17 protein-coding genes are annotated in these 20,543 nt (G+C 61.2%); 13 read left to right on the top strand and 4 right to left on the bottom strand.

Translation table 11 applies throughout. From position 1 onward, the window contains the following. Window position 1: 1 nt before the first annotated feature. Together ACJRW5_RS13490 and ACJRW5_RS13485 are read left to right on the top strand one after the other, a co-directional pair. Entirely contained in the window at window positions 2-1,591 is a 1,590-nt protein-coding gene (locus tag ACJRW5_RS13490) for an outer membrane protein transport protein (RefSeq protein ID WP_484571015.1), read from the top strand. 4 nt (window positions 1,592-1,595) lie between these two features. Further along, window positions 1,596-2,747 carry a MalM family protein gene (locus tag ACJRW5_RS13485; protein WP_484571014.1) on the top strand — a complete coding sequence of 384 codons (1,152 nt, stop codon included), beginning with the start codon at window positions 1,596-1,598 and terminating at the stop codon, window positions 2,745-2,747. Between the two features lie 172 nt (window positions 2,748-2,919). Here ACJRW5_RS13485 and ACJRW5_RS13480 read toward each other — a convergent pair whose 3' ends face one another. The 3 genes from ACJRW5_RS13480 to rloA are packed head-to-tail and all read right to left on the bottom strand — an operon-like array spanning window position 2,920 to window position 5,979. Next, window positions 2,920-3,906 (bottom strand): alpha-L-glutamate ligase-like protein, encoded by a 987-nt coding sequence (locus ACJRW5_RS13480; protein WP_484571013.1) that lies wholly within the window; start codon window positions 3,904-3,906, stop codon window positions 2,920-2,922. 4 nt (window positions 3,907-3,910) lie between these two features. Continuing rightward, window positions 3,911-5,437 carry an osmotic stress tolerance membrane protein RloB gene (gene rloB, locus ACJRW5_RS13475; RefSeq protein ID WP_484571012.1) on the bottom strand — a complete coding sequence of 509 codons (1,527 nt, stop codon included), beginning with the start codon at window positions 5,435-5,437 and terminating at the stop codon, window positions 3,911-3,913. A 5-nt stretch (window positions 5,438-5,442) separates the two neighbouring features. After that, the gene (rloA, locus tag ACJRW5_RS13470; protein ID WP_484571011.1) at window positions 5,443-5,979 is read right to left on the bottom strand and encodes a retropepsin-like aspartic peptidase RloA; all 537 of its coding nucleotides are present in this window, start codon (window positions 5,977-5,979) and stop codon (window positions 5,443-5,445) included. Between the two features lie 304 nt (window positions 5,980-6,283). On the opposite strand from rloA, the gene ACJRW5_RS13465 reads away from it, so the two are divergent. From ACJRW5_RS13465 to prpF, 5 genes are all read left to right on the top strand, one after another. Beyond that, a complete protein-coding gene (locus ACJRW5_RS13465) occupies window positions 6,284-7,006 on the top strand; it encodes a GntR family transcriptional regulator (protein ID WP_484571010.1) in 723 nt (240 codons plus the stop codon). Beyond that, window positions 7,003-7,890: a methylisocitrate lyase gene (gene prpB / locus ACJRW5_RS13460; protein ID WP_484571009.1), complete on the top strand. Its 888-nt coding sequence runs from the start codon at window positions 7,003-7,005 to the stop codon at window positions 7,888-7,890. Before ACJRW5_RS13465 ends, prpB begins: the two co-directional genes overlap by 4 nt. Before the next feature lie 30 nt (window positions 7,891-7,920). Next, window positions 7,921-9,078 carry a bifunctional 2-methylcitrate synthase/citrate synthase gene (prpC, locus tag ACJRW5_RS13455; RefSeq protein WP_484571008.1) on the top strand — a complete coding sequence of 386 codons (1,158 nt, stop codon included), beginning with the start codon at window positions 7,921-7,923 and terminating at the stop codon, window positions 9,076-9,078. Between the two features lie 13 nt (window positions 9,079-9,091). Beyond that, a complete protein-coding gene (gene acnD, locus ACJRW5_RS13450) occupies window positions 9,092-11,701 on the top strand; it encodes a Fe/S-dependent 2-methylisocitrate dehydratase AcnD (protein WP_484571152.1) in 2,610 nt (869 codons plus the stop codon). A gap of 118 nt (window positions 11,702-11,819) precedes the next feature. Then, window positions 11,820-13,007, top strand: a complete 1,188-nt coding sequence (prpF, locus tag ACJRW5_RS13445; protein WP_484571007.1) for a 2-methylaconitate cis-trans isomerase PrpF — start codon at window positions 11,820-11,822, stop codon at window positions 13,005-13,007. Between the two features lie 66 nt (window positions 13,008-13,073). Here the strand turns inward: prpF and ppsR are convergent, their stop codons facing one another. Continuing rightward, window positions 13,074-13,892, bottom strand: coding sequence for a posphoenolpyruvate synthetase regulatory kinase/phosphorylase PpsR (gene ppsR, locus ACJRW5_RS13440; RefSeq protein ID WP_484571006.1), 819 nt, complete (start codon window positions 13,890-13,892; stop codon window positions 13,074-13,076). Window positions 13,893-14,070: 178 nt separating this feature from the next. Between ppsR and ppsA the strand changes: the two genes are divergently transcribed. From ppsA to ACJRW5_RS13410, 6 genes are all read left to right on the top strand, one after another. Further along, window positions 14,071-16,443 carry a phosphoenolpyruvate synthase gene (gene ppsA, locus ACJRW5_RS13435; RefSeq protein WP_484571005.1) on the top strand — a complete coding sequence of 791 codons (2,373 nt, stop codon included), beginning with the start codon at window positions 14,071-14,073 and terminating at the stop codon, window positions 16,441-16,443. Window positions 16,444-16,669: 226 nt separating this feature from the next. Beyond that, window positions 16,670-17,659 (top strand): alpha/beta fold hydrolase, encoded by a 990-nt coding sequence (locus tag ACJRW5_RS13430; RefSeq protein ID WP_484571004.1) that lies wholly within the window; start codon window positions 16,670-16,672, stop codon window positions 17,657-17,659. Between the two features lie 211 nt (window positions 17,660-17,870). Continuing rightward, window positions 17,871-18,359, top strand: a complete 489-nt coding sequence (rraA, locus tag ACJRW5_RS13425) for a ribonuclease E activity regulator RraA (protein ID WP_484571003.1) — start codon at window positions 17,871-17,873, stop codon at window positions 18,357-18,359. Between the two features lie 4 nt (window positions 18,360-18,363). Continuing rightward, the gene (locus tag ACJRW5_RS13420; RefSeq protein WP_484571002.1) at window positions 18,364-19,350 is read left to right on the top strand and encodes a zinc transporter ZntB; all 987 of its coding nucleotides are present in this window, start codon (window positions 18,364-18,366) and stop codon (window positions 19,348-19,350) included. Window positions 19,351-19,405: 55 nt separating this feature from the next. Beyond that, window positions 19,406-19,651: a CrfX protein gene (locus tag ACJRW5_RS13415; protein WP_484571001.1), complete on the top strand. Its 246-nt coding sequence runs from the start codon at window positions 19,406-19,408 to the stop codon at window positions 19,649-19,651. Between the two features lies 1 nt (window position 19,652). Beyond that, a complete protein-coding gene (locus ACJRW5_RS13410) occupies window positions 19,653-20,477 on the top strand; it encodes a mechanosensitive ion channel family protein (RefSeq protein ID WP_484571000.1) in 825 nt (274 codons plus the stop codon). Window positions 20,478-20,543 lie beyond the last annotated feature (66 nt).

The following is a 20,543-nucleotide window of genomic DNA, read 5'->3' as shown; positions in this document are numbered from 1 at the left end:
TATGACTAATCTTGCCAAGCTGCAGGCGCTGCTGCTGGTCGGGCTGGGCGCGGGCTGCGTGCTGCCCGCACAGGCGCAGTTGGCCAACAACCTGACCATCGGCAATCCCAAGGCCATGGCCATGGGCAACGCCGTCACTGCCGATGTCACCGGTATCGATGCGGTGCACTACAACCCTGCCGCCTTGAGCAAGCTCAAGGGGCGGCAGACCACGGTCAAGCTGCTCAGCGGGGTGATGGACATTCGCGCCAAGTTCAAGGCCAAGGAGGATTATGGCTTCATGGGGTTCGACGATGACCCCTTCAAGAACTCCAGCAGCCGCACGCTGACGCCAACCATGTACCTGCCGGGTGTCGGTGGGATGACCGAGCTACCTGTGCTGGTGGCGCCGCTTGCCGGCTTGTCGATCAATCCGCCTGGCTCGAAATTCACCTTCGCCACCAATGTATACGCGCCCATGGCACTGGGTTATTCGCGGGATTCGGACGACGATCCGGGGCGTTTCCAGGGGCGTCAGGTGTCGCTGCAGCGCATCACCTATTTCTCGCCGTCGTTGGCTTATCAGGTCAATGACGAGCTGTCGCTGGGCTTGTCCATCGGCTTTTCCCACCAGGCGGTGGCGCTCAATCAGGATTTCCGTAACCCGGGCATGCTCACCGGTCTGACCCGTATTCTCAACGAGGCGTTGTGCCTGCCCGGATTGGAAGAGATTACCGGGCCCTTCATCAATGTTTGCAGCGGCAAGATCGGTCCGTTCGACTCGTTGGCCAATCTTGATCTGGATCTGCAGCAGAGCCTGTCGCCGACCTACAACCTGGGGATCCTCTGGGAACCGACCGACTGGTTCGCCTGGGGCGCGACCTACCAGAGCGAGGCGCGGATGAACCTCAAGGGCAAGTATCGCGTCGACTATAGCGAGGACTGGGCGGGCTTCTGGTCGGGCCTGCAAAGCTCGCTGTTCGGTCAGATTCTCAGCCCGATATTCCCTTACGGCGCTGATGAAGAGAGTGGTAACGCCTCGCTCAAACTGACCTATCCGGATGCCTTCAGCACCGGCATCAAGGTGCGTCCTTTCGACAAGTGGCAGTTCAACCTGGATCTGCGCTGGGTGGGTTACAGCGATTGGAACAGCTTTGAGATTGAGTTCGATCGCGAGCTCGACCTGCTGCGTATCGCCAAGACCTTCGGCGGCGGCAACGCCACCGATCGCAGCATCATTCTCGACCGTGGGTATCGCGATACCTGGAGCTGGGGTGTGGGCGTTCAATACGACGTCAATGACCGCCTGGCCTTGCGGGCCGGTTACGAGTACCGCCCCTCGGCCATCCCCAAGGACAAGGCCGACGTGCTGGCACCGGTCGGTGATGCCGACCTTTACGGCCTCGGCCTGGGCTATCGCTGGGACAAGGACACCACCATCGACGTCGGCTTCAACTACTTCGTTTCCAAGCAGAGCATTCCGGCTGGCAGCAGTTGCAACGTCAGCTGCGAAGGGTTGGATAACCTCGTCTACAACCCCTACGCCGGGCTCAATATCGAAACCACGGTCAAGGCCTATATCTTTGCCATGACCTATAACTCGAGGTTCTGAGGCGATGCGCAGTCTGATTGTCATCCTGGCGTTGCTGCCCTTGATACCGGCCAACGCCAGCAGCCGCTATCTGACCTGGGTGGATGATCTCGGCAGGGTGCACAACACCTTCGTCGACACGCGCTTCGCTGATCAGCAGAGCCAGGCCAAACGTCGTGCCGAACAGAGCGATCAGGCCCGGCTTGGTGATGGCGGAGCCTGGCCTGGGAGTGCGCCGAGCACGGGGGAGAGCAAGCGCCGTTATTTCACCTGGGTCGACGGTAATGGCCAACTGCAGAACAGCTTCTACGCTGGCGCGCAGGTTGCCGGCACGTCCGAGCATGAGCGCGTGCTGGCCAGCGGTGAGCGGGCTGGGGACTACATCGACTCGGAGGTGCTGGAAGGTCGTGGCTTCTCGCGCGGCGGCAGCGACAGCGCCTACTACACCTGGGTCGATGAGCAGGGGCGCATGCACAACTCACCGGTTCCTTCTGGGGCGGGCAATGGCCAGGCGGGCACGGCCTCTTCCGCGGTGCGTTACAGCGAAGGCCGGCAGATCGAGTTCGAGCGCAGCAGGCCGGCGCTACCGATGCTCGATGGCCAACCAACTGCAGCGATGCAGGCATTGCTCGCAGGCAGCCAGTCGCGTGGCGAGGGGCTGTACGATGAATTGTCGACACGTTGCTGCGGTCAGTTGCGCGACAGTGATTTCAGCGCACTGTCGGCAGAGGAGCCGCGTTACGAAGAGCTGGATCGGTTCTCGCCCAGCTTCGACTTTCCCATGGGGCGCAGTTATTACGCGGCCTTGAAACTTCCGGCGTCACGGCAGAGTTATGGTTTGCGGGTGCGCAGTTTCGCCAACCGTCAGGTGGTCTATCCGTCGCTGTTGTTTCTCGACGAGGCGAAGCGACCGACGCGATTGGTCAGCGATGCGGTGTACCAGCTGCACCCGGAAACCTGGTACCGCTATGCCTTCATCGAAGGTACGGTGCAGGTACGTGCCGAACGCGGAGAGCGCTATGTGCTGCTGATCACCACCGACGAGGACCGCAGCCTGCAGACGCTCGACAACAAGCCGTTCAAGCGACCTCTGCAAGCGCTGGCGGTGGATGAGGCCGGCATGCAGCGCCATGCACATGCCGATGAGGGGGCGTTCGAGCTGGCGATAGTGCGGTAGGGGACGCCGCGCGCACCGGCTTGGCGGTATCAGCCCGTAGCCCGGGTGAAATCCGGGGCGGTTTGCCGACCAATCCCCCGGAAAACTAACGCCAGGTAGGGCGGGAGCAACCCGCCATTAGCGGGCTGGCGGGTTGCACACGCCCTACGAATTGATGCGTGCACGGCGAACGTCAGACTTCCTTGCTGACGATGTGGCCGAACAGCTCCTGAGAGAAACGTACCCGTTCTTCGGCGTTCTCCTGGATGCCCTTGGCCTTCAGCTCTTCCAGGCGTGCTTCGACGGCGTGGGTGCGATGAGTCAGGCCGCAATCGTTGGCGATCTGGATGTTCAGGCCGGGGCGGGCGTTGAGCTCGAGAATCAGCGGGCCTTTCTCTTGGTCCAGCACCATGTCGACACCGATGTAGCCCAGGCCGCAAAGCTCGTAGCATCCAGCGGCCAGCTTCATGAAACCGTCCCAGTTCGGCAGTTGCACGCCGTCCACCGCGTTGGTGGTGTCCGGGTGCTTGCTGATCTTGTTGTTCAGCCAGGTGCCGCGCAGGGTCACGCCGGTGGCCAGGTCCACACCCACGCCGATGGCGCCCTGGTGCAGGTTGGCCTTGCCGTTGGACTGCCGGGTCGGCAGGCGCAGCATGGCCATCACCGGGTAGCCCATCAACACGATGATGCGGATGTCCGGCACGCCTTCGTAGCTGATGCTCTTGAAGATGGTGTCGGGGGTTACGCGGTATTCGATCAGCGCGCGGTCGCGGTGGCCGCCGAGCGAGTACAGCCCGGAGAGAATGCTGGAAATCTGCTGCTCCAGCTCCTCGTGGCTGACGATCTTACCGGAGACCGTCTTGAAGCGATCCTCGAAACGGTCGGCGATCACCGTGATGCCGTCACCGCCAGCGCCTTGCGCCGGCTTGATGACGAAGTCATTGCGCCCGGCAATGATCTGGTCGAGCTTGTCGATGTCCTTCTCGGTCTCGATGACGCCGTACATTTCCGGCACATCGATGCCGGCCTCGATGGCGCGCTCCTTGGTGATGATCTTGTCGTCGACGATGGGGTACAGGTGCCGTTTGTTGTACTTCAGCACGTAGTCCGCATTGCGTCGATTGATGCCCATGATGCCTTTGGCTTCAAGGGCCTTCCACGTCTTGATCAGGCCGAACATGGTCTTAGTCCTTGAGGAAGGCTTTGAAACGGAACAGTTCGGTCAGGCGGTAGCCGCGATAACGCCCCATCGCCAGCATGAAGCCCACCAGGATCAGCAGGATCGCCGGGAAGGTGAAGACGAAGTACACCAGCTCCGGAACCATCATCAGCAGGTGTGCGATGGTGGCGGCGAACAGGGTGCCGATGGCCACCTTGAAGGCATGGCCGCCGCCGCGTTCTTCCCAGGTGATCGACAGGCGTTCGATGGTCATGGTCAGAATCACCATCGGGAACAGCGCTACCGACAGACCGCGTTCCAGGCCCAGCTTGTGGCTGAACAGGCTGATCGCGGCGATCAGCACCACCACGAAGGTCAGCACCACCGACAGGCGCGGCAGCATCTGCAGCTTCAGGTGCTCCAGATAAGACCGTAGCGACAGACCGAGTGCCGTGATCACGGTGAACAGGAAGATGCCGAAGCCCAGCTGGGTCTCGCGGAAGGCCAGGGCGATCAGTACCGGGGTGAAGGTACCCAGGGTCTGCAGGCCACCGAGGTTGCGCAGAATGAGGATGACCAGCACACCGATGGGGATCATCACCATGATCATGAAGGTCTGCTGGGTCTGCAGCGGCAGGCCGTACAGCGAGTATTCGAGGAAGCTGGCGTCGGTGTTCTCGTCGGTCAGCTTGGCCAGGCGAATGGCGTTCATCTCGCTGTTGTTCAGGCTGAAGCTGACTTGCGCCTGGCGACCGCCTTCGAGGTTGACCAGCTCTTCGTCACCGATCCACCAGACCAGACGATCGGCCGGCAGGCCTTGCTCACCGGTCTCCGGGTTGAAGTACAGCCATTTCTGGCCATTGAAGCTACGCAGCCAGAGTTCGGGCGACTGTGCCACCTCGGCTTGCAGGCGAATGGTGTGCACGCGCTCCATCGGTACGTGGGCGATAGACAACAGCAGATCGACGACCTTGGCCTTGTTGACGGTGGACGCATCACCGCCGAGCAGCAGCTTGACGTTGTCGTCGTTGACGTTGTTGGCGCGCTTGATGGTTTCGCTGATGAAGGTCTCGACATCGGCCGAGTGTTGGCGAATCGGCGCCAGCAGGGCTTCTGCGGCAATCTTTTCCGGGCCCTCTACTGGAAGGCTGTCACGGAAGATCGGCCCCTTGGCTGGAGCTTGCTCGCCGCTGTAACGCTTGGTCAGTACCAAGCGGTAATAGAGCGTCTGCTTGCCGTTGGCACGGCGTGCCGACCAGGTGACGCGGCGATTGCCGTCGACACGATTGACGCTGACACCATAGTTGTTGGAGATGAAGCTCTCGTTGAGGCTTACGTAATCCTGGTTCAATGGCGGCACGAACATCTGCAGCTTGACCGGCTCACGCGGGCTGGCCTGAAACTCGACCTTGGCGTCGATATTCCACAGATCGTCGGTCTCGTCCTCGGTTACCGGGATGCCGAGAATGAAGATTTGGTATGCCGTAATCAGAACGCCCAGGGTCACCAGCAGGGTGATCAGGACTTTCAGATGCAGGTTCAGAGAGCGCATGGGAATTACTCGCCAGGGGTTGCGTCATCGGTGCAGCCAGGCTTGCCAGCTGCATATTTAAGGCTTGGGTCGACCATTGCGCCGAAGCGTTTGAGCGCCTCGGAGCCGATCAGAAGCGGGTATTGGAATGCGCTTCGGTCGGTCAAGTTCACTTCTATCGTGCGCAAGGCTTGCCCCATGCACAGTTCAAGGTCGATTACCGGGCGTGCGGTGTAGGTCTTGTCTTCGTCCGGGTCATAGTCACCGGCACGGCGTTTGATCTTGCTGATTCGTGCCAGCGGACGTTCGATCGTACGCTCGTGGGCGTCGTCGATGGCCAGGACAAAACGCACCCAGGTTTCCCCGTCACGCTTGAAACGCTCGATATCTCGAGCGCTGAGAGAGGCAGTCTTGGCGCCAGTGTCGAGTTTGGCTGCCACCTGCAGGTCAAGTTCTTCGATATGAATGTATTCGTTTAGGCCATAGATGGACTTGCCCATGGCCAGAGCAGGGCAGGACAGGGTCAACAGACAAATCAGTAAAAAGAAGGGTTTCAGTCTCATGTGTCCTTGAGATGGTCTTGCCAGGGGGAGGGTGGAAACAGTGTCTGGCGGCATCCTGCCATACAACTGCGTGCCATGAAGTCTAGCAGGCAAGGCAGAAGGCGGCAGCCGGGTGCGAACGGGCCAATTCTAACATGGGGATTTTCCATGCTGACAGACGCTTATGTAGCTTTCTGCAAGTAAGCTCGCGCTTGATTCATCTGACCTTCTTGAAATTATTGTCGACAATACTTTGGTCTGCTTTGACATAAATGGCGTTTGAGCGTAGGTTTGTCGTCATTGAAAGGCTATGGTGTTGACAATCATGCTGCTGGAATCGGATGAGCTCGTAACGCCCCAGGTGGACTCGGAAACACTTTCCGAACATGTTTTCCGCCTGATTCAGGCTGCCATTGTCAAAGGTGAGATCGCCCCCGGCAGCAAGATCTCCGAGCCGGAGCTGGCGCGGACCTACGGCATCAGTCGCGGTCCGCTACGCGAGGCGATTCACCGCCTGGAAGGGCAGAAGCTGCTGGTGCGTGTGCCGCATGTGGGTGCGCGCGTCGTGTCGTTGAGTCACGCCGAGTTGATCGAACTGTACGAAATTCGCGAATCGCTTGAGGGCATGGCCTGCCGCCTGGCTGCCGAACGCATGACTCAGACGGAAATCGGCGAGCTGCGCCGGGTGCTGGAGCTGCATGAGCAGGATGCCGCCTTCAAGGCGGGTGTCGGCTACTACCAGCAGGAAGGTGACTTCGACTTCCATTACCGAATCATTCAGGGCAGCGGCAATCGCACCCTGGCCAAGCTGCTCTGCGACGAGCTGTACCAGCTGGTGCGCATGTACCGCCTGCAGTTTTCCGCAACGCCTAACCGACCGCGCCAGGCGTTCGCCGAGCATCACCGCATTCTCGATGCCATCGCCGACCGTGACGGCGAACTGGCCGAACTGCTGATGCGCCGTCATATCGGCGCATCCAAGCGCAATATCGAGCGCCACTACAAAGAAGCGCTCACCACTCCATCCAAGACCCGAGGTGATTCATGACTCAGCTTTCCGCCGGCCAGCGTTTCCGTCTGGCCCTCGCCGAAGAGCAACCGCTGCAGGTGATCGGCGCGATCAATGCCAACCACGCGCTGCTGGCTCAGCGTGCGGGCTTTCGCGCCATCTATCTGTCTGGTGGTGGTGTGGCGGCTGGCTCCCTGGGCTTGCCTGACCTGGGCATCAACACCCTGGATGACGTGCTCACCGACGTACGCCGCATTACCGATGTCTGTGATCTGCCGCTGCTGGTGGACATCGATACCGGCTTCGGTCCCAGCGCCTTCAATATCGAGCGCACCATCAAGAACCTGATCAAGGCCGGCGCTGCGGCCGCACACATCGAGGATCAGGTCGGCGCCAAGCGCTGCGGCCACCGCCCGGGTAAGGAGATCGTCTCCGCCGAGGAGATGTGCGACCGCGTACGCGCCGCTGCCGATGCCAAGACCGACCCCGATTTCTTCCTCATTGCCCGTACCGACGCCATCCAGGCCGAGGGCGTGGACGCCGCTATCGAACGCTGCCAGGCCTACGTCGAGGCCGGCGCCGATGGCATCTTCGCCGAGGCCGCTTACGACTTGCCGACCTACAAGCGCTTCGTCGATGCGCTGAACGTACCGGTACTGGCCAACATCACCGAGTTTGGTGCCACGCCGCTGTTCACCCGCGATGAGCTGGCCTCGGTCGGCGTCGCCATCCAGCTTTATCCGCTGTCCGCCTTCCGTGCGGCGAACAAGGCGGCCGAGAGTGTCTACACCTCGATTCGCCAGAACGGCCACCAGAAGGACGTGATCGAGCTGATGCAGACCCGCGCCGAACTCTATGACCGTATCGGCTACCACGCCTTCGAGCAGAAGCTCGATGCGCTGTTCGCCGCCGGCAAGAAATAAAGACAAGAACAAGGATTCGAGGAGATAACCATGAGTGCCACTGAAACCACCCCTGGCTTCAAACCGAAGAAGTCCGTCGCCCTGAGCGGTACCGCCGCCGGCAACACCGCACTGTGCACCGTCGGCCGCACCGGTAACGACCTGCACTACCGTGGCTATGACGTGCTCGATTTCGCCAATCGCTGCGAGTTCGAGGAAATCGCCCACCTGCTGGTCCACGGCAAGTTACCGAATGTCGCCGAGCTGGCCGGATACAAGGCCAAGCTCAAGGCGCTGCGTGGCCTGCCGGCCGGGGTGAAGGCCGCGCTGGAGCAGCTGCCGCCGTCGGCGCATCCGATGGACGTCATGCGTACCGCGGTGTCCGTGCTCGGTTGCCTGGCGCCGGAGAAGGACGATCACAACCATCCGGGTGCCCGCGACATTGCCGACAAGCTGATGGCCTCGCTGGGTTCGGCACTGCTGTACTGGTACCACTACAGCCACAACGGCAAGCGTATCGAGGTGGACACCGACGATGAGTCCATCGGCGGCCACTTCCTCCATCTGCTGCACGGCGAGAAACCGCGCGAGTCCTGGGTGCGTGCCATGCACACCTCGCTCAACCTGTACGCCGAGCACGAGTTCAATGCCTCGACCTTCACCTCGCGGGTGATCGCCGGCACCGGCTCCGACCTGTTCTCCTGCATCGCCGGTTCCATCGGTGCGCTGCGCGGGCCGAAGCACGGCGGCGCCAACGAAGTGGCCTTCGAAGTGCAGAAGCGCTACGACAGCCCGGACGAAGCCGAGGCCGACATCCGTGCCCGGGTCGAGCGCAAGGAAGTGGTGATCGGCTTCGGTCATCCGGTCTATACCGTCAGCGACCCGCGCAACAAGGTGATCAAGGAAGTGGCTCGCGAGCTCTCGGTGGAGCAGGGCAACAGCAAGATGTACGACATCGCCGAGCGCCTGGAGAGCGTGATGTGGGACATCAAGAAGATGTTCCCCAACCTCGACTGGTTCAGCGCCGTCAGCTACCACATGATGGGTGTGCCCACCGCGATGTTCACCCCGCTGTTCGTCATCGCCCGCACCGCCGGCTGGTCCGCGCACGTCATCGAGCAGCGCATCGACGGCAAAATCATCCGCCCGAGCGCCAACTACACAGGCCCCGAAGACCTGAAGTTCGTGCCGCTCAAGGATCGTAAATAAAATGAACGACACCGTGAATAGCCAATACCGCAAGCGCCTGCCCGGCACCGCGCTGGATTACTTCGACGCCCGTGAGGCGGTCGAGGCGATCCAGGCCGGTGCCTGGGAGAGGCTCCCTTACACCTCGCGCGTGCTCGCCGAGCAACTGGTGCGCCGCTGCGACCCGCAGGATCTGACTGCTTCGTTGGAGCAGTTGGTGTACCGCAAGCGCGACCTGGATTTCCCCTGGTATCCGGCGCGCGTGGTGTGCCACGACATCCTCGGGCAGACCGCGCTGGTCGACCTGGCCGGCTTGCGCGACGCTATCGCCGACAAGGGCGGCGACCCGGCCAAGGTCAACCCGGTGGTGCCGACCCAGCTGATCGTCGACCACTCCCTGGCCGTGGAGGCACCGGGCTTCGACCCGGATGCCTTCGAGAAGAACCGCGCCATTGAGGACCGTCGTAACGAGGACCGCTTCCACTTCATCGACTGGACCAAGACCGCGTTCAAGAACGTCGATGTGATCCCGGCCGGTAACGGCATCATGCACCAGATCAACCTGGAGAAGATGAGCCCGGTGATCCAGGCGCGTGGCGGCATCGCGTTTCCCGACACCTGCGTCGGCACTGACTCGCACACTCCGCACGTCGATGCGCTGGGCGTGATCGCCATCGGCGTCGGCGGCCTGGAAGCCGAGACCGTGATGCTCGGCCATCCGTCGATGATGCGCCTGCCCGATATCGTCGGCGTCGAGCTGGCCGGCAAACGCCAGCCAGGCATCACCGCCACCGATATCGTCCTCGCCCTGACCGAGTTCCTGCGCAAGGAGCGCGTGGTGGGTGCCTACGTCGAGTTCTTCGGCGAAGGGGCCGACAGCCTGTCCATCGGCGACCGCGCGACCATCTCCAACATGTGCCCGGAATACGGCGCCACGGCCTCGATGTTCTACATCGACGAGCAGACCATCGACTACCTCAAGCTCACCGGTCGCGAGCCGGAGCAGGTGGCGCTGGTCGAGCACTACGCCAGGACCCTGGGGCTGTGGAGCGATGCGCTGACAAGCGCGGAGTACGAGCGGGTACTGCGTTTCGATCTGGGCAGCGTGGTGCGCAACATGGCGGGGCCGTCCAACCCGCATCGACGCCTGCCGACCTCGGCCCTGGCCGAGCGCGGCATCGCCGATGAAGCCAAGCTGCAGTCCGGCAAGGGCGAGGAAGCCGAGGGGCTGATGCCCGATGGCGCGGTGATCATCGCGGCCATCACCAGTTGCACCAACACCTCTAACCCGCGCAACGTGGTCGCGGCTGGCCTGGTGGCGAAGAAGGCCAATGCCCTGGGGTTGCAGCGCAAGCCCTGGGTGAAAACCTCCTTCGCGCCGGGTTCGAAAGTCGCCAAGTTGTATCTGCAGGAATCCGGGCTGCTGCCGGAGCTAGAGAAGCTCGGCTTCGGCATCGTCGCTTACGCCTGCACCACCTGTAACGGCATGTCCGGTGCGCTCGATCCGAAGATCCAGAAGGAGATCATCGATCGCGACCTGTACGCCACTGCCGTGCTTTCGGGTAACCGCAACTTCGATGGGCGCATCCATCCCTACGCCAAGCAGGCCTTCCTTGCTTCGCCGCCACTGGTGGTGGCTTATGCCATTGCCGGCACCGTGCGCTTCGATATCGAGCAGGACGTGCTCGGCACAGACTCGAACGGCAACCCGGTCACCCTGAAAGACCTGTGGCCGAGCGACGAGGAGATCGACGCGATCGTCGCCGCCAGCGTGAAGCCGGAGCAGTTCCGCCAGGTCTACATTCCGATGTTCGATCTCGGTAGCGTGCAGGAGGCGGAAAGCCCGCTGTACGACTGGCGGCCGATGTCTACCTACATTCGCCGTCCGCCTTACTGGGAAGGCGCCCTGGCTGGCGAACGCACGCTCAAGGGCATGCGTCCGCTGGCGATCCTGCCGGACAATATCACCACCGATCATCTGTCGCCGTCCAATGCCATCCTGGCGGACTCGGCAGCTGGCGAGTACCTGGCGAAGATGGGCCTGCCGGAGGAGGACTTCAATTCCTACGCCACGCACCGTGGCGATCACCTGACCGCGCAGCGTGCCACCTTTGCCAACCCGCAACTGGTCAACGAGATGGTGGTGGTCGACGGCACCGTCAAGAAAGGCTCGCTGGCGCGCGTGGAGCCGGAAGGCCAGGTGATGCGCATGTGGGAAGCGATCGAAACCTACATGAACCGCAAGCAGAACCTGATCATCGTTGCCGGTGCCGACTACGGCCAGGGCAGCTCGCGCGACTGGGCGGCCAAGGGCGTACGCCTGGCTGGCGTGGAAGTGATCGTCGCCGAAGGCTTCGAGCGCATTCACCGTACCAACCTGGTGGGCATGGGCGTACTGCCGGTGGAGTTCAAGCCGGGCACCACGCGCCTGACTCTGGGGCTGGACGGCACCGAGACCTACGACATCGAAGGCGAGATTTCGCCGCGTTGCGAGCTGACCCTGGTGATCAATCGCCGTAACGGTGAAGTGCTAAGGGTGCCGGTTACCTGTCGCCTGGACACTGCTGCCGATGTCGGCGTGTACAAGGCCGGTGGCGTGCTGCAGCGTTTTGCCAAGGACTTCCTCGAAGGCGCAGTGGCTTGATCGCTCGCTCTCCCATTCATGGGAGAGCGAGGCAATCGCGTAGCCCGGATGCAAGCCGGGGAGAACTGAGCGTCGTCATTCCCGGGTTGCATCCGGGCTACTTATCAGGACAGCAGCTATGTCTTTTCTGCCGCAAGTGAAAATCCCCGCTACCTATATGCGTGGCGGCACCAGTAAAGGGGTGTTCTTCCGTCTGCAGGATCTACCCGAGCGCTGCCAGGTGCCAGGTGAAGCACGCGACAAGCTGTTCATGCGCGTGATTGGCAGCCCGGATCCGTATTCGGCGCAGATCGATGGCATGGGCGGTGCCACGTCGAGCACTTCCAAGTGCGTGATCCTGTCGAAAAGCAGCCAGCCGGAACACGACGTCGACTACCTCTACGGCCAGGTGTCCATCGACAAGGCCTTCGTCGACTGGAGCGGCAACTGCGGCAATCTGTCTACGGCCGCCGGAGCCTTTGCCATTCATGCTGGCCTGCTAGACCCGGCACGGGTTCCCGAGAACGGTACCTGCGTAGTGCGCATCTGGCAGGCCAATATCCAGAAAACCATCATCGCCCACGTGCCGATCGCCAATAGCCAGGTGCAGGAAACCGGCGATTTCGAACTGGACGGTGTGACCTTTCCCGCAGCGGAGATCGTGCTGGAATTCCTCGATCCGTCCGATGACGGCGAGGAGGGCGGTTCGATGTTCCCCACCGGCAACCTGGTCGACGATCTGGATGTGCCAGGCATTGGCACGCTCAAGGCGACCATGATCACTGCCGGGATCCCTACGGTGTTCGTTAACGCCAAGGATATCGGCTATCGAGGTACCGAGTTGCGCGAAGACATCAACGGCGATCCAGAGCAGTTGGCGCGCTTCGAGCAAATCCGTATCGCCGGTGCGCTGCGTATGGGGCTTATCGCCCACCCCGAAGAGGCCGCCACTCGGCAGCATACGCCTAAGGTCGCATTTGTCGCTGAGCCAACGAACTATGTCGCCTCCAGTGGCAAGACGGTGCATGCCGCGGAGATAGACTTGCTGGCAAGAGCGTTGTCGATGGGCAAGTTGCACCACGCCATGATGGGCACTGCAGCGGTCGCCATTGCGACGGCGGCGGCAGTTCCCGGGACCTTGGTCAATCTGGCTGCAGGTGGTGGCGAGCGTGGGGCGGTGCGCTTCGGTCATCCATCCGGTGTGCTGCGCGTCGGCGCAGAGGCATGCCTGAATGACGGGCAGTGGCAGGTGACCAAGGCGGTGATGAGCCGCAGTTCGCGCGTGCTGATGGAGGGTTGGATCAGGGTGCCAGGCGACAGCTTCTGATCAAGCAAGCTAGAAAAGGCTCGAAGTTACGAGCCTTTTTCTTTTTAGATCAATTGGTTACGAGGGTTATTTAAGGCGGCGCTCAACACCTTTCTCCACCAGAATCTTGGCTGATATTTCCTCGACCGAGAAATGCGTGGAGTTGATGAAGGCGATGTTTTCGCGGCGGAACAGGCTTTCCACCTCGCGTACTTCGAACTCGCATTGCGCGTAGCTGGCATAGCGGCTGTTGGGCTTGCGCTCGTGGCGGATGGCGGTGAGGCGGTCCGGGTCGATGGTCAGGCCGAACAGCTTGTCGCGATACTTTTTCAGAGAATCGGGCAGCTGCAGGCGCTCCATGTCGTCTTCGGTCAGCGGGTAATTGGCGGCGCGGATGCCGTACTGCATGGCCATATAGAGGCAGGTCGGCGTTTTACCGCAGCGCGAGACGCCAACCAGGATCAGGTCGGCCTTGTCGTAATAATGCGTACGTGCGCCGTCGTCGTTGTCCAGGGCGAAGTTAACCGCCTCGATCCGCTCCATGTAATTGGAGTTCTGTCCAATGGAGTGGGACTTGCCAACGGAGTAGGAGGAGTGCGAACTCAACTCCTGCTCCAGCGGCGAGAGAAAGGTAGAAAAGATGTCGATCATGAAACCATTTGCGGTATCCAGGATCGCACGAATATCGCGGTTGACGATGGTGTCGAAGATGATCGGGCGTACGCCGTCCCTTTCGGCAGCTGCGTCGATTTGTTGTACCATTGCGCGCGCTTTTTCGACGCTGTCGATATAAGGGCGCGTAAGTTTGGTGAACTGAATGTTTTCGAACTGCGCGAGCAGGCTCTGACCCAAGGTTTCGGCTGTGATGCCGGTGCCGTCGGAGATGAAGAAAGCGGTTCGTTTCATTTGCACCAAAGGCCTTAAGCTGAGTTCGATTCTTGGCTATGATAGGCCGCGTTTTTCACCGGGCCCCTGGCTCGGCATTGTTACTTATTCAAGGGCCAGGCCACAATCGCACGACTTGAGTCGTTCGACATTGCGCAGCCCACTGAGCTTTTCCAACACCGTTAGTGGAGAGATCACCTTGGTAGAGTACGTAGTTTCCCTCGATAAGCTCGGCGTCCACGATGTAGAGCATGTGGGGGGCAAAAACGCATCCCTCGGCGAGATGATCAGCAACCTGGCCGGCGCCGGCGTTTCGGTTCCCGGTGGTTTCGCCACTACCGCTCAGGCCTACCGTGACTTCCTCGAGCAGAGCGGTCTGAACGACCGCATCCACGCTGCTCTGGATGCGCTGGACGTCGATGACGTCAATGCCTTGGCCAAGACTGGCGCTGAAATTCGCCAGTGGGTCATGGATGCCGAATTCCCGGCCCGCCTCGACGCCGAAATCCGCGAAGCCTTCGCCGCCATGAGCGCCGGCAACGATAACATGGCTGTCGCCGTGCGCTCCTCGGCCACCGCCGAAGACCTGCCGGACGCCTCGTTCGCCGGTCAGCAGGAGACCTTCCTTAACATTCGCGGCGTGGACAACGTGATCCGCGCAGCCAAGGAAGTTTTCGCCTCCCTCTTCAACGACCGTGCCATCGCTTACCGCGTGCACCAGGGCTTCGACCACAAGCTGGTCGCCCTGTCTGCCGGCGTGCAGCGCATGGTGCGTTCGGAAACCGGCACCGCCGGCGTGATGTTTACCCTCGACACCGAGTCGGGCTTCCGTGACGTGGTGTTCATCACCGGCGCTTACGGCCTCGGCGAGACCGTGGTGCAGGGTGCGGTCAACCCCGACGAATTCTACGTGCACAAGCCGACCCTGGAAGCCGGTCGTCCGGCGATCCTGCGTCGCAACCTGGGCAGCAAGGCGATCAAGATGATCTACGGCGACGAGGCCAAGGCCGGTCGCTCGGTCAAGACCGTCGACGTCGACCGTGCTGATCGTGCGCGTTTCTGCATCACCGACGCTGAGGTCAGCGAACTGGCCAAGCAGGCGCTGATCATCGAGAAGCACTACGGCCGTCCGATGGACATCGAATGGGCGAAAGACGGTGACGACGGCAAGCTGTACATCGTCCAGGCCCGCCCGGAAACCGTGAAGAGCCGTTCCAGCGCCACCGTGATGGAGCGCTACCTGCTGAAAGAGAAGGGCACCGTACTGGTTGAAGGCCGTGCCATCGGTCAGCGCATCGGCGCCGGCAAGGTCCGCGTGATCCACGACGTGTCCGAGATGGACAAGGTGCAACCGGGCGACGTACTGGTCTCCGACATGACCGACCCGGACTGGGAACCGGTAATGAAGCGCGCCAGCGCCATCGTGACCAACCGTGGCGGTCGTACCTGCCACGCGGCGATCATTGCCCGCGAGCTGGGTATTCCGGCAGTGGTCGGTTGCGGCAACGCCACTCAGCTGCTGAAAGACGGCCAGGGCGTTACCGTTTCCTGCGCCGAAGGCGACACCGGCTTCATCTTCGAAGGCGAACTGGGCTTCGACATCCGTAAGAATTCGGTCGACGCCATGCCCGATCTGCCGTTCAAGATCATGATGAACGTCGGCAACCCGGATCGTGCCTTCGACTTCGCCCAGCTGCCCAACGAGGGCGTGGGCCTGGCTCGTCTGGAATTCATCATCAACCGCATGATCGGTGTGCACCCCAAAGCGCTGCTGAACTTTGCCGGCCTGCCGCCGGAGATCAAGGACAGCGTCGAGAAGCGCATCGCCGGTTACGGTGATCCGGTCGACTTCTACGTCGAGAAGCTGGTCGAGGGCATCAGCACCCTGGCCGCCGCGTTCTGGCCGAAGAAGGTCATCGTGCGTCTGTCGGACTTCAAGTCCAACGAATACGCCAACCTGATCGGCGGCAAGCTCTACGAGCCGGAAGAAGAGAACCCGATGCTGGGCTTCCGTGGCGCCTCGCGCTACATCAGCGAGTCGTTCCGCGACTGCTTCGAGCTCGAGTGCCGCGCGCTGAAGAAAGTGCGTAACGAGATGGGCCTGACTAACGTCGAGATCATGGTGCCGTTCGTGCGTACCCTCGGCGAAGCCAGCCAGGTCGTCGAGCTGCTGGCCAACAACGGTCTGGCTCGCGGTCAGGATGGCCTGAAGGTCATCATGATGTGCGAACTGCCGTCCAACGCCCTGCTGGCCGACGAGTTCCTCGAGTTCTTCGATGGTTTCTCCATCGGTTCCAACGACCTGACTCAGCTGACTCTGGGTCTGGACCGTGACTCGGGCATCGTGGCGCACCTGTTCGATGAGCGTAATCCGGCGGTGAAGAAGCTGCTGGCCAACGCCATTGCCGCGTGCAACAAGGCTGGCAAGTACATCGGCATCTGCGGTCAAGGCCCGTCGGACCACCCGGATCTGGCGCGCTGGCTGATGGAGCAGGGCATCGAGAGCGTCTCGCTGAACCCGGACTCGGTACTCGATACCTGGTTCTTCCTGGCAGAAGCGCAGCCAGCCTGAGGCCTAGGGCCATCCCAAAAAGGGCGGGTTGATCCCGCCCTTTTTGATGCCCGCTGCTTTTTCGTTATTGATGTCGGGCCGTCGTTAGCGATGTATAAATCGCCACGGCGGTTTTTGTTGCCTGTTATCCCGACAGGCAACCTTCCGCTCAGCTGCCCGCGACAGCAGGGAATGCTCACGGCAATTTTCCGGCAGTCGCTCAGCTCCATTGTGGTTTTCATGGTCCATGCAAAGCAGTAGTGAGCTTTTCCCCGTCTCCCTGATCAGTGCCGAACTGCGTGGTGATCTCAGCGAAGACATCTATCTTCTCAAGCCCAACAACAGTCCTGACCCTAGCGTCGAACTGGCGCTGACCCGTCTTGGCCTGGCCGGCGATCGAAGTGAACGGGGCGTACCCGTGGTCCTGCTGCATGGCAGCTTCTCCAATCGACGCTTCTGGTACTCGCCCAAAGGTATCGGGCTGGGAGCCTACCTGGCTCGCGCCGGTTTCGACGTGTGGATCAGCGAGATGCGTGGTCATGGGCTGTCGCCGCGAAACCAGGGCTATCGGGACAACAACGTGGCCCAGTATGTCCGCTACGACCTGCCGGCCATCGCCGACTTCGTCTACGAGCAAAGCGGTCAACCGGCTCACTGGCTCGGCCATTCGCTTGGCGGGGTGATTCTTGCCGCTGCACTGGGTGGCGCTCACCTTGATGAGGCGCGTATAGGTTCGGCTGCGTTGTTTGGCAGTCAGGTCAGTCGTAGCTACTGGCCGCTGAAAATCCCACCAGTGGAGTGGGGCAGCCGCCTTTTGCTGCGAGCCATGCCTTACTTGTCCGGGCGACGACTCAAGCGCGGACCCGAAGACGAACCCGTCGGCCTGGCGCTGGAAGCACTGCGCTGGCTTCGTTTGTTCGGTCGTTTCGGTAATGGCGAGCAGGACTGGTGGGCAGGTCTGGCGCGCGTGAGTGTGCCCGTGCTGGCGGTCAGCGCCGCAAATGATCATCAGGATCCGGCTTGGGCGTGTCGCAAGCTGCTTGAGCAATGCACCGGTGCTGCCAGACACTTCCTGCTGCTGGCCAGGGAAAACGGCTTCTCCAGCGACTTCGGTCACATCGAGATGCTGGTCAGCAAAGAGGCGCAACGTGAGGTGTGGCCGCTCGCCGAATACTGGTTGCGACATCTGCGCCTGCCCGAGAGCGTTACCGTGCCTGTCGGCGTCGAGGGTGCCTGAGGTGTTGCGGGCGTTTCTTCATGGTGCGCTTATCGCTAATATGTGACGCATTGTGCGCAGCTGGTCATTTCCGGGGTTGCTCATTGCCCTTCGTTCACTTGGCGGTTTTCTGTCAACAACGGCCATGCGCTGAATTGTCATGGCCATGGCCGGTCAATGAACAGGATCACCAGGCGCTAATCGCTCATTCATTGTCGAAAGGAGTTCTGCCATGCACTACATCACCCCTGATCTGTGCGACGCCTATCCGGAACTGGTTCAAGTAGTCGAACCGATGTTCGCCAACTACGGCGGGCGCGACTCCTTCGGCGGGCAGATCGTGACGATCAAGTGCCACGAAGATAACTCGCTGGTGAAGGAGCAGGTCGATCTACCTGGACAGGGCAAGGTGCTGGTGGTTGATGGCGGCGGCTCCCTGCGTCGTGCGCTGCTAGGCGACATGCTTGCCGAAAAAGCCGCGAAGAACGGCTGGGAAGGCATCCTGATCTATGGCTGCATCCGTGATGTCGACGTGATCGCACAGACCGATCTGGGTGTGCAGGCGCTGGCCAGCCATCCGATGAAAACCGACAAGCGCGGCATCGGTGACCTGAATGTGCCGGTCACCTTTGGCGGCGTGACCTTCAAGCCGGGTGAATACCTGTATGCCGATAACAATGGCGCCATCGTTTCCCCGCAAGCCCTGAAGATGCCGGAATAAGCCGATGCAGGATCAGGATTTGGCGCTGCTGCATGCCTTCGTACTCGATGGTAAGGGCGGGGCGCGCAGCATCGAACGGGCCCAGCTGGACAACCTGCAGCTGGGTGAACAGGAAAGTCTCTGGTTGCACTGGGATCGAAGCCAGCAGCAGGCGCAACGCTGGCTGCGTCAGGACAGTGGGCTGGATGAGTTCAGCTGCGATCTGTTGCTGGAAGAGAATACCCGGCCACGGTTGCTGCCGCTACCGGACAACGAGCTGCTGGTATTTTTGCGCGGCGTCAATCGCAACCCGGGGGCCGAGCCGGAGGACATGGTTTCGGTACGCATCTTTGCCGACGCGCGGCGTGTCATTTCCCTGCGCTTACGCCCGCTGCTGGCCACTGATGCGCTGATTGCCGATCTGCAGGCTGGCAAGGGGCCGAGAACCTCCTCCGAACTGTTGCTGGAGCTGGCGCGACACCTGACCAGTCGCGTCGATGATCTGGTCACCGAACTGAGTGAACAGCTCGACGATGAGGAGGATCGTCTCGATGAAGATGAGAGTTATCGTCCCGATCATGGCCTGATGCTGCAAGTGCGCCGACGCGCTGCCAGCCTGCGGCGTTTTCTGGCGCCGCAACGCGACCTGTATGCGCAGCTGGCTCGTAACAAGCAGCCATGGTTCGTCGAGGACGACGACGATTACTGGAACGAACTCAACAACAGGCTGACTCGCTATTTGGAAGAGCTGGAGCTGGTCCGTGAGCGGGTCAGTCTGGTGCTCGAGGCGGAGAGCAGTCGGCTGGGCGAGCGCATGAATCGGATCATGTATCGCTTCACGGTGATTACCGGGCTGTTCCTGCCGCTCAGCTTCCTGACCGGGCTGTTGGGGATCAACGTAGGCGGGATTCCCGGGGCGGACAATCCGACCGGTTTTTTCATTGCCTGCGGCCTGATGGTGCTGCTTGCCGTGGGGCAGTTACTGCTTTTCCGCCGTTGGCGCTGGTTGTGATGTGTGACTCGCTGCCAGGCCATGTCGTCTAGCCGTGACATCCCGTGAGGTGCGTATGCACGATCCATTTGAAGAATCTCTACGCGATTTGCTCAAGTCCTCGCCGTCCAGCCATGACGACGATGCTTGCCTGCATCGGGTTCTCAAGACTGCCAACCGGCAAGTCGGTGCGGGTGACCTGTTCAGCCTGGTGGGCAACTGGGTGCAGGCCTTGATGATCGCCCTGAACAACGGTTCGGCGCATGTGGCGCCGGTTTCGCGCCGTACCCAATCCTCTGCTTCTGCTGATAAGGCCGATTGAAATGGAACTCGACCCCTGGACCCAAAGCCTGATTTCCGCGATGACCGCACTGTGGACTAAGGTTGCCGGCTTCATTCCCAATCTGTTCGTCGCGCTGGTTCTGGTGCTGCTCGGTTTCGTCGTGGCCAAGCTGCTCGACACCTTGCTGTCCAAGCTGCTTGGCAAGGTTGGCCTGGATCGCTTGATGATGGGCACCGGCCTGACCAAGATGCTCGGCCGTGTCGGTATTCATGCCTCGGTTTCGACCCTGATCGGCAAGATCGTCTATTGGTTCGTACTGCTGATCTTTCTGGTTTCTGCGGCGGAGTCCCTGGGGCTGCAGCGTGTTTCTGCCACGCTCGACGTTCTGGCGTTGTATCTGCCCAAGGTCTTTGGTGCCGCGCTGGTGCTGCTTGCTGGTGTCCTGCTGGCGCAACTGGTCAGCAGCCTGGTACGTGGCGCGGCAGATGGCGTGGGCCTGGATTACGCCCACGGACTGGGCCGGGTGGCGCAGGGTCTGGTGATCATCATCAGTATCTCGGTGGCCATTGGCCAGCTGGAAGTCAAGACCGAGCTGCTCAACAACGTGATCGCCATCGTGCTGATTTCCGTCGGCCTGGCGGTGGCGCTGGCACTGGGGCTGGGAAGTCGTGATATCGCCAGTCAGATTCTGGCGGGAATTTACGTGCGTGAGTTGTACCAGGTCGGGCAACAAGTGCAGGTTGGTGAGGTCGAAGGGCAGATCGAAGAGATCGGCACGGTGAAAACCACGTTACTGACCGACAGCGGCGAGCTGGTTTCGGTCGCAAATCGAGTGATGCTTGAGCAACGTGTGAACAGTCGCTGACGCCAATCTGGTATTTTATGCAGCTGCCCGGCAGGCATGACCTGTCGGGCACTTTTCGTCCTGACC

Source organism: Pseudomonas pichavaramensis (assembly GCF_050473265.1).
Lineage (GTDB): Bacteria > Pseudomonadota > Gammaproteobacteria > Pseudomonadales > Pseudomonadaceae > Aquipseudomonas.
The sequence above is the reverse complement of the archived record's forward strand: the minus strand, read 5'-3'. Positions and strand labels throughout refer to the sequence as shown.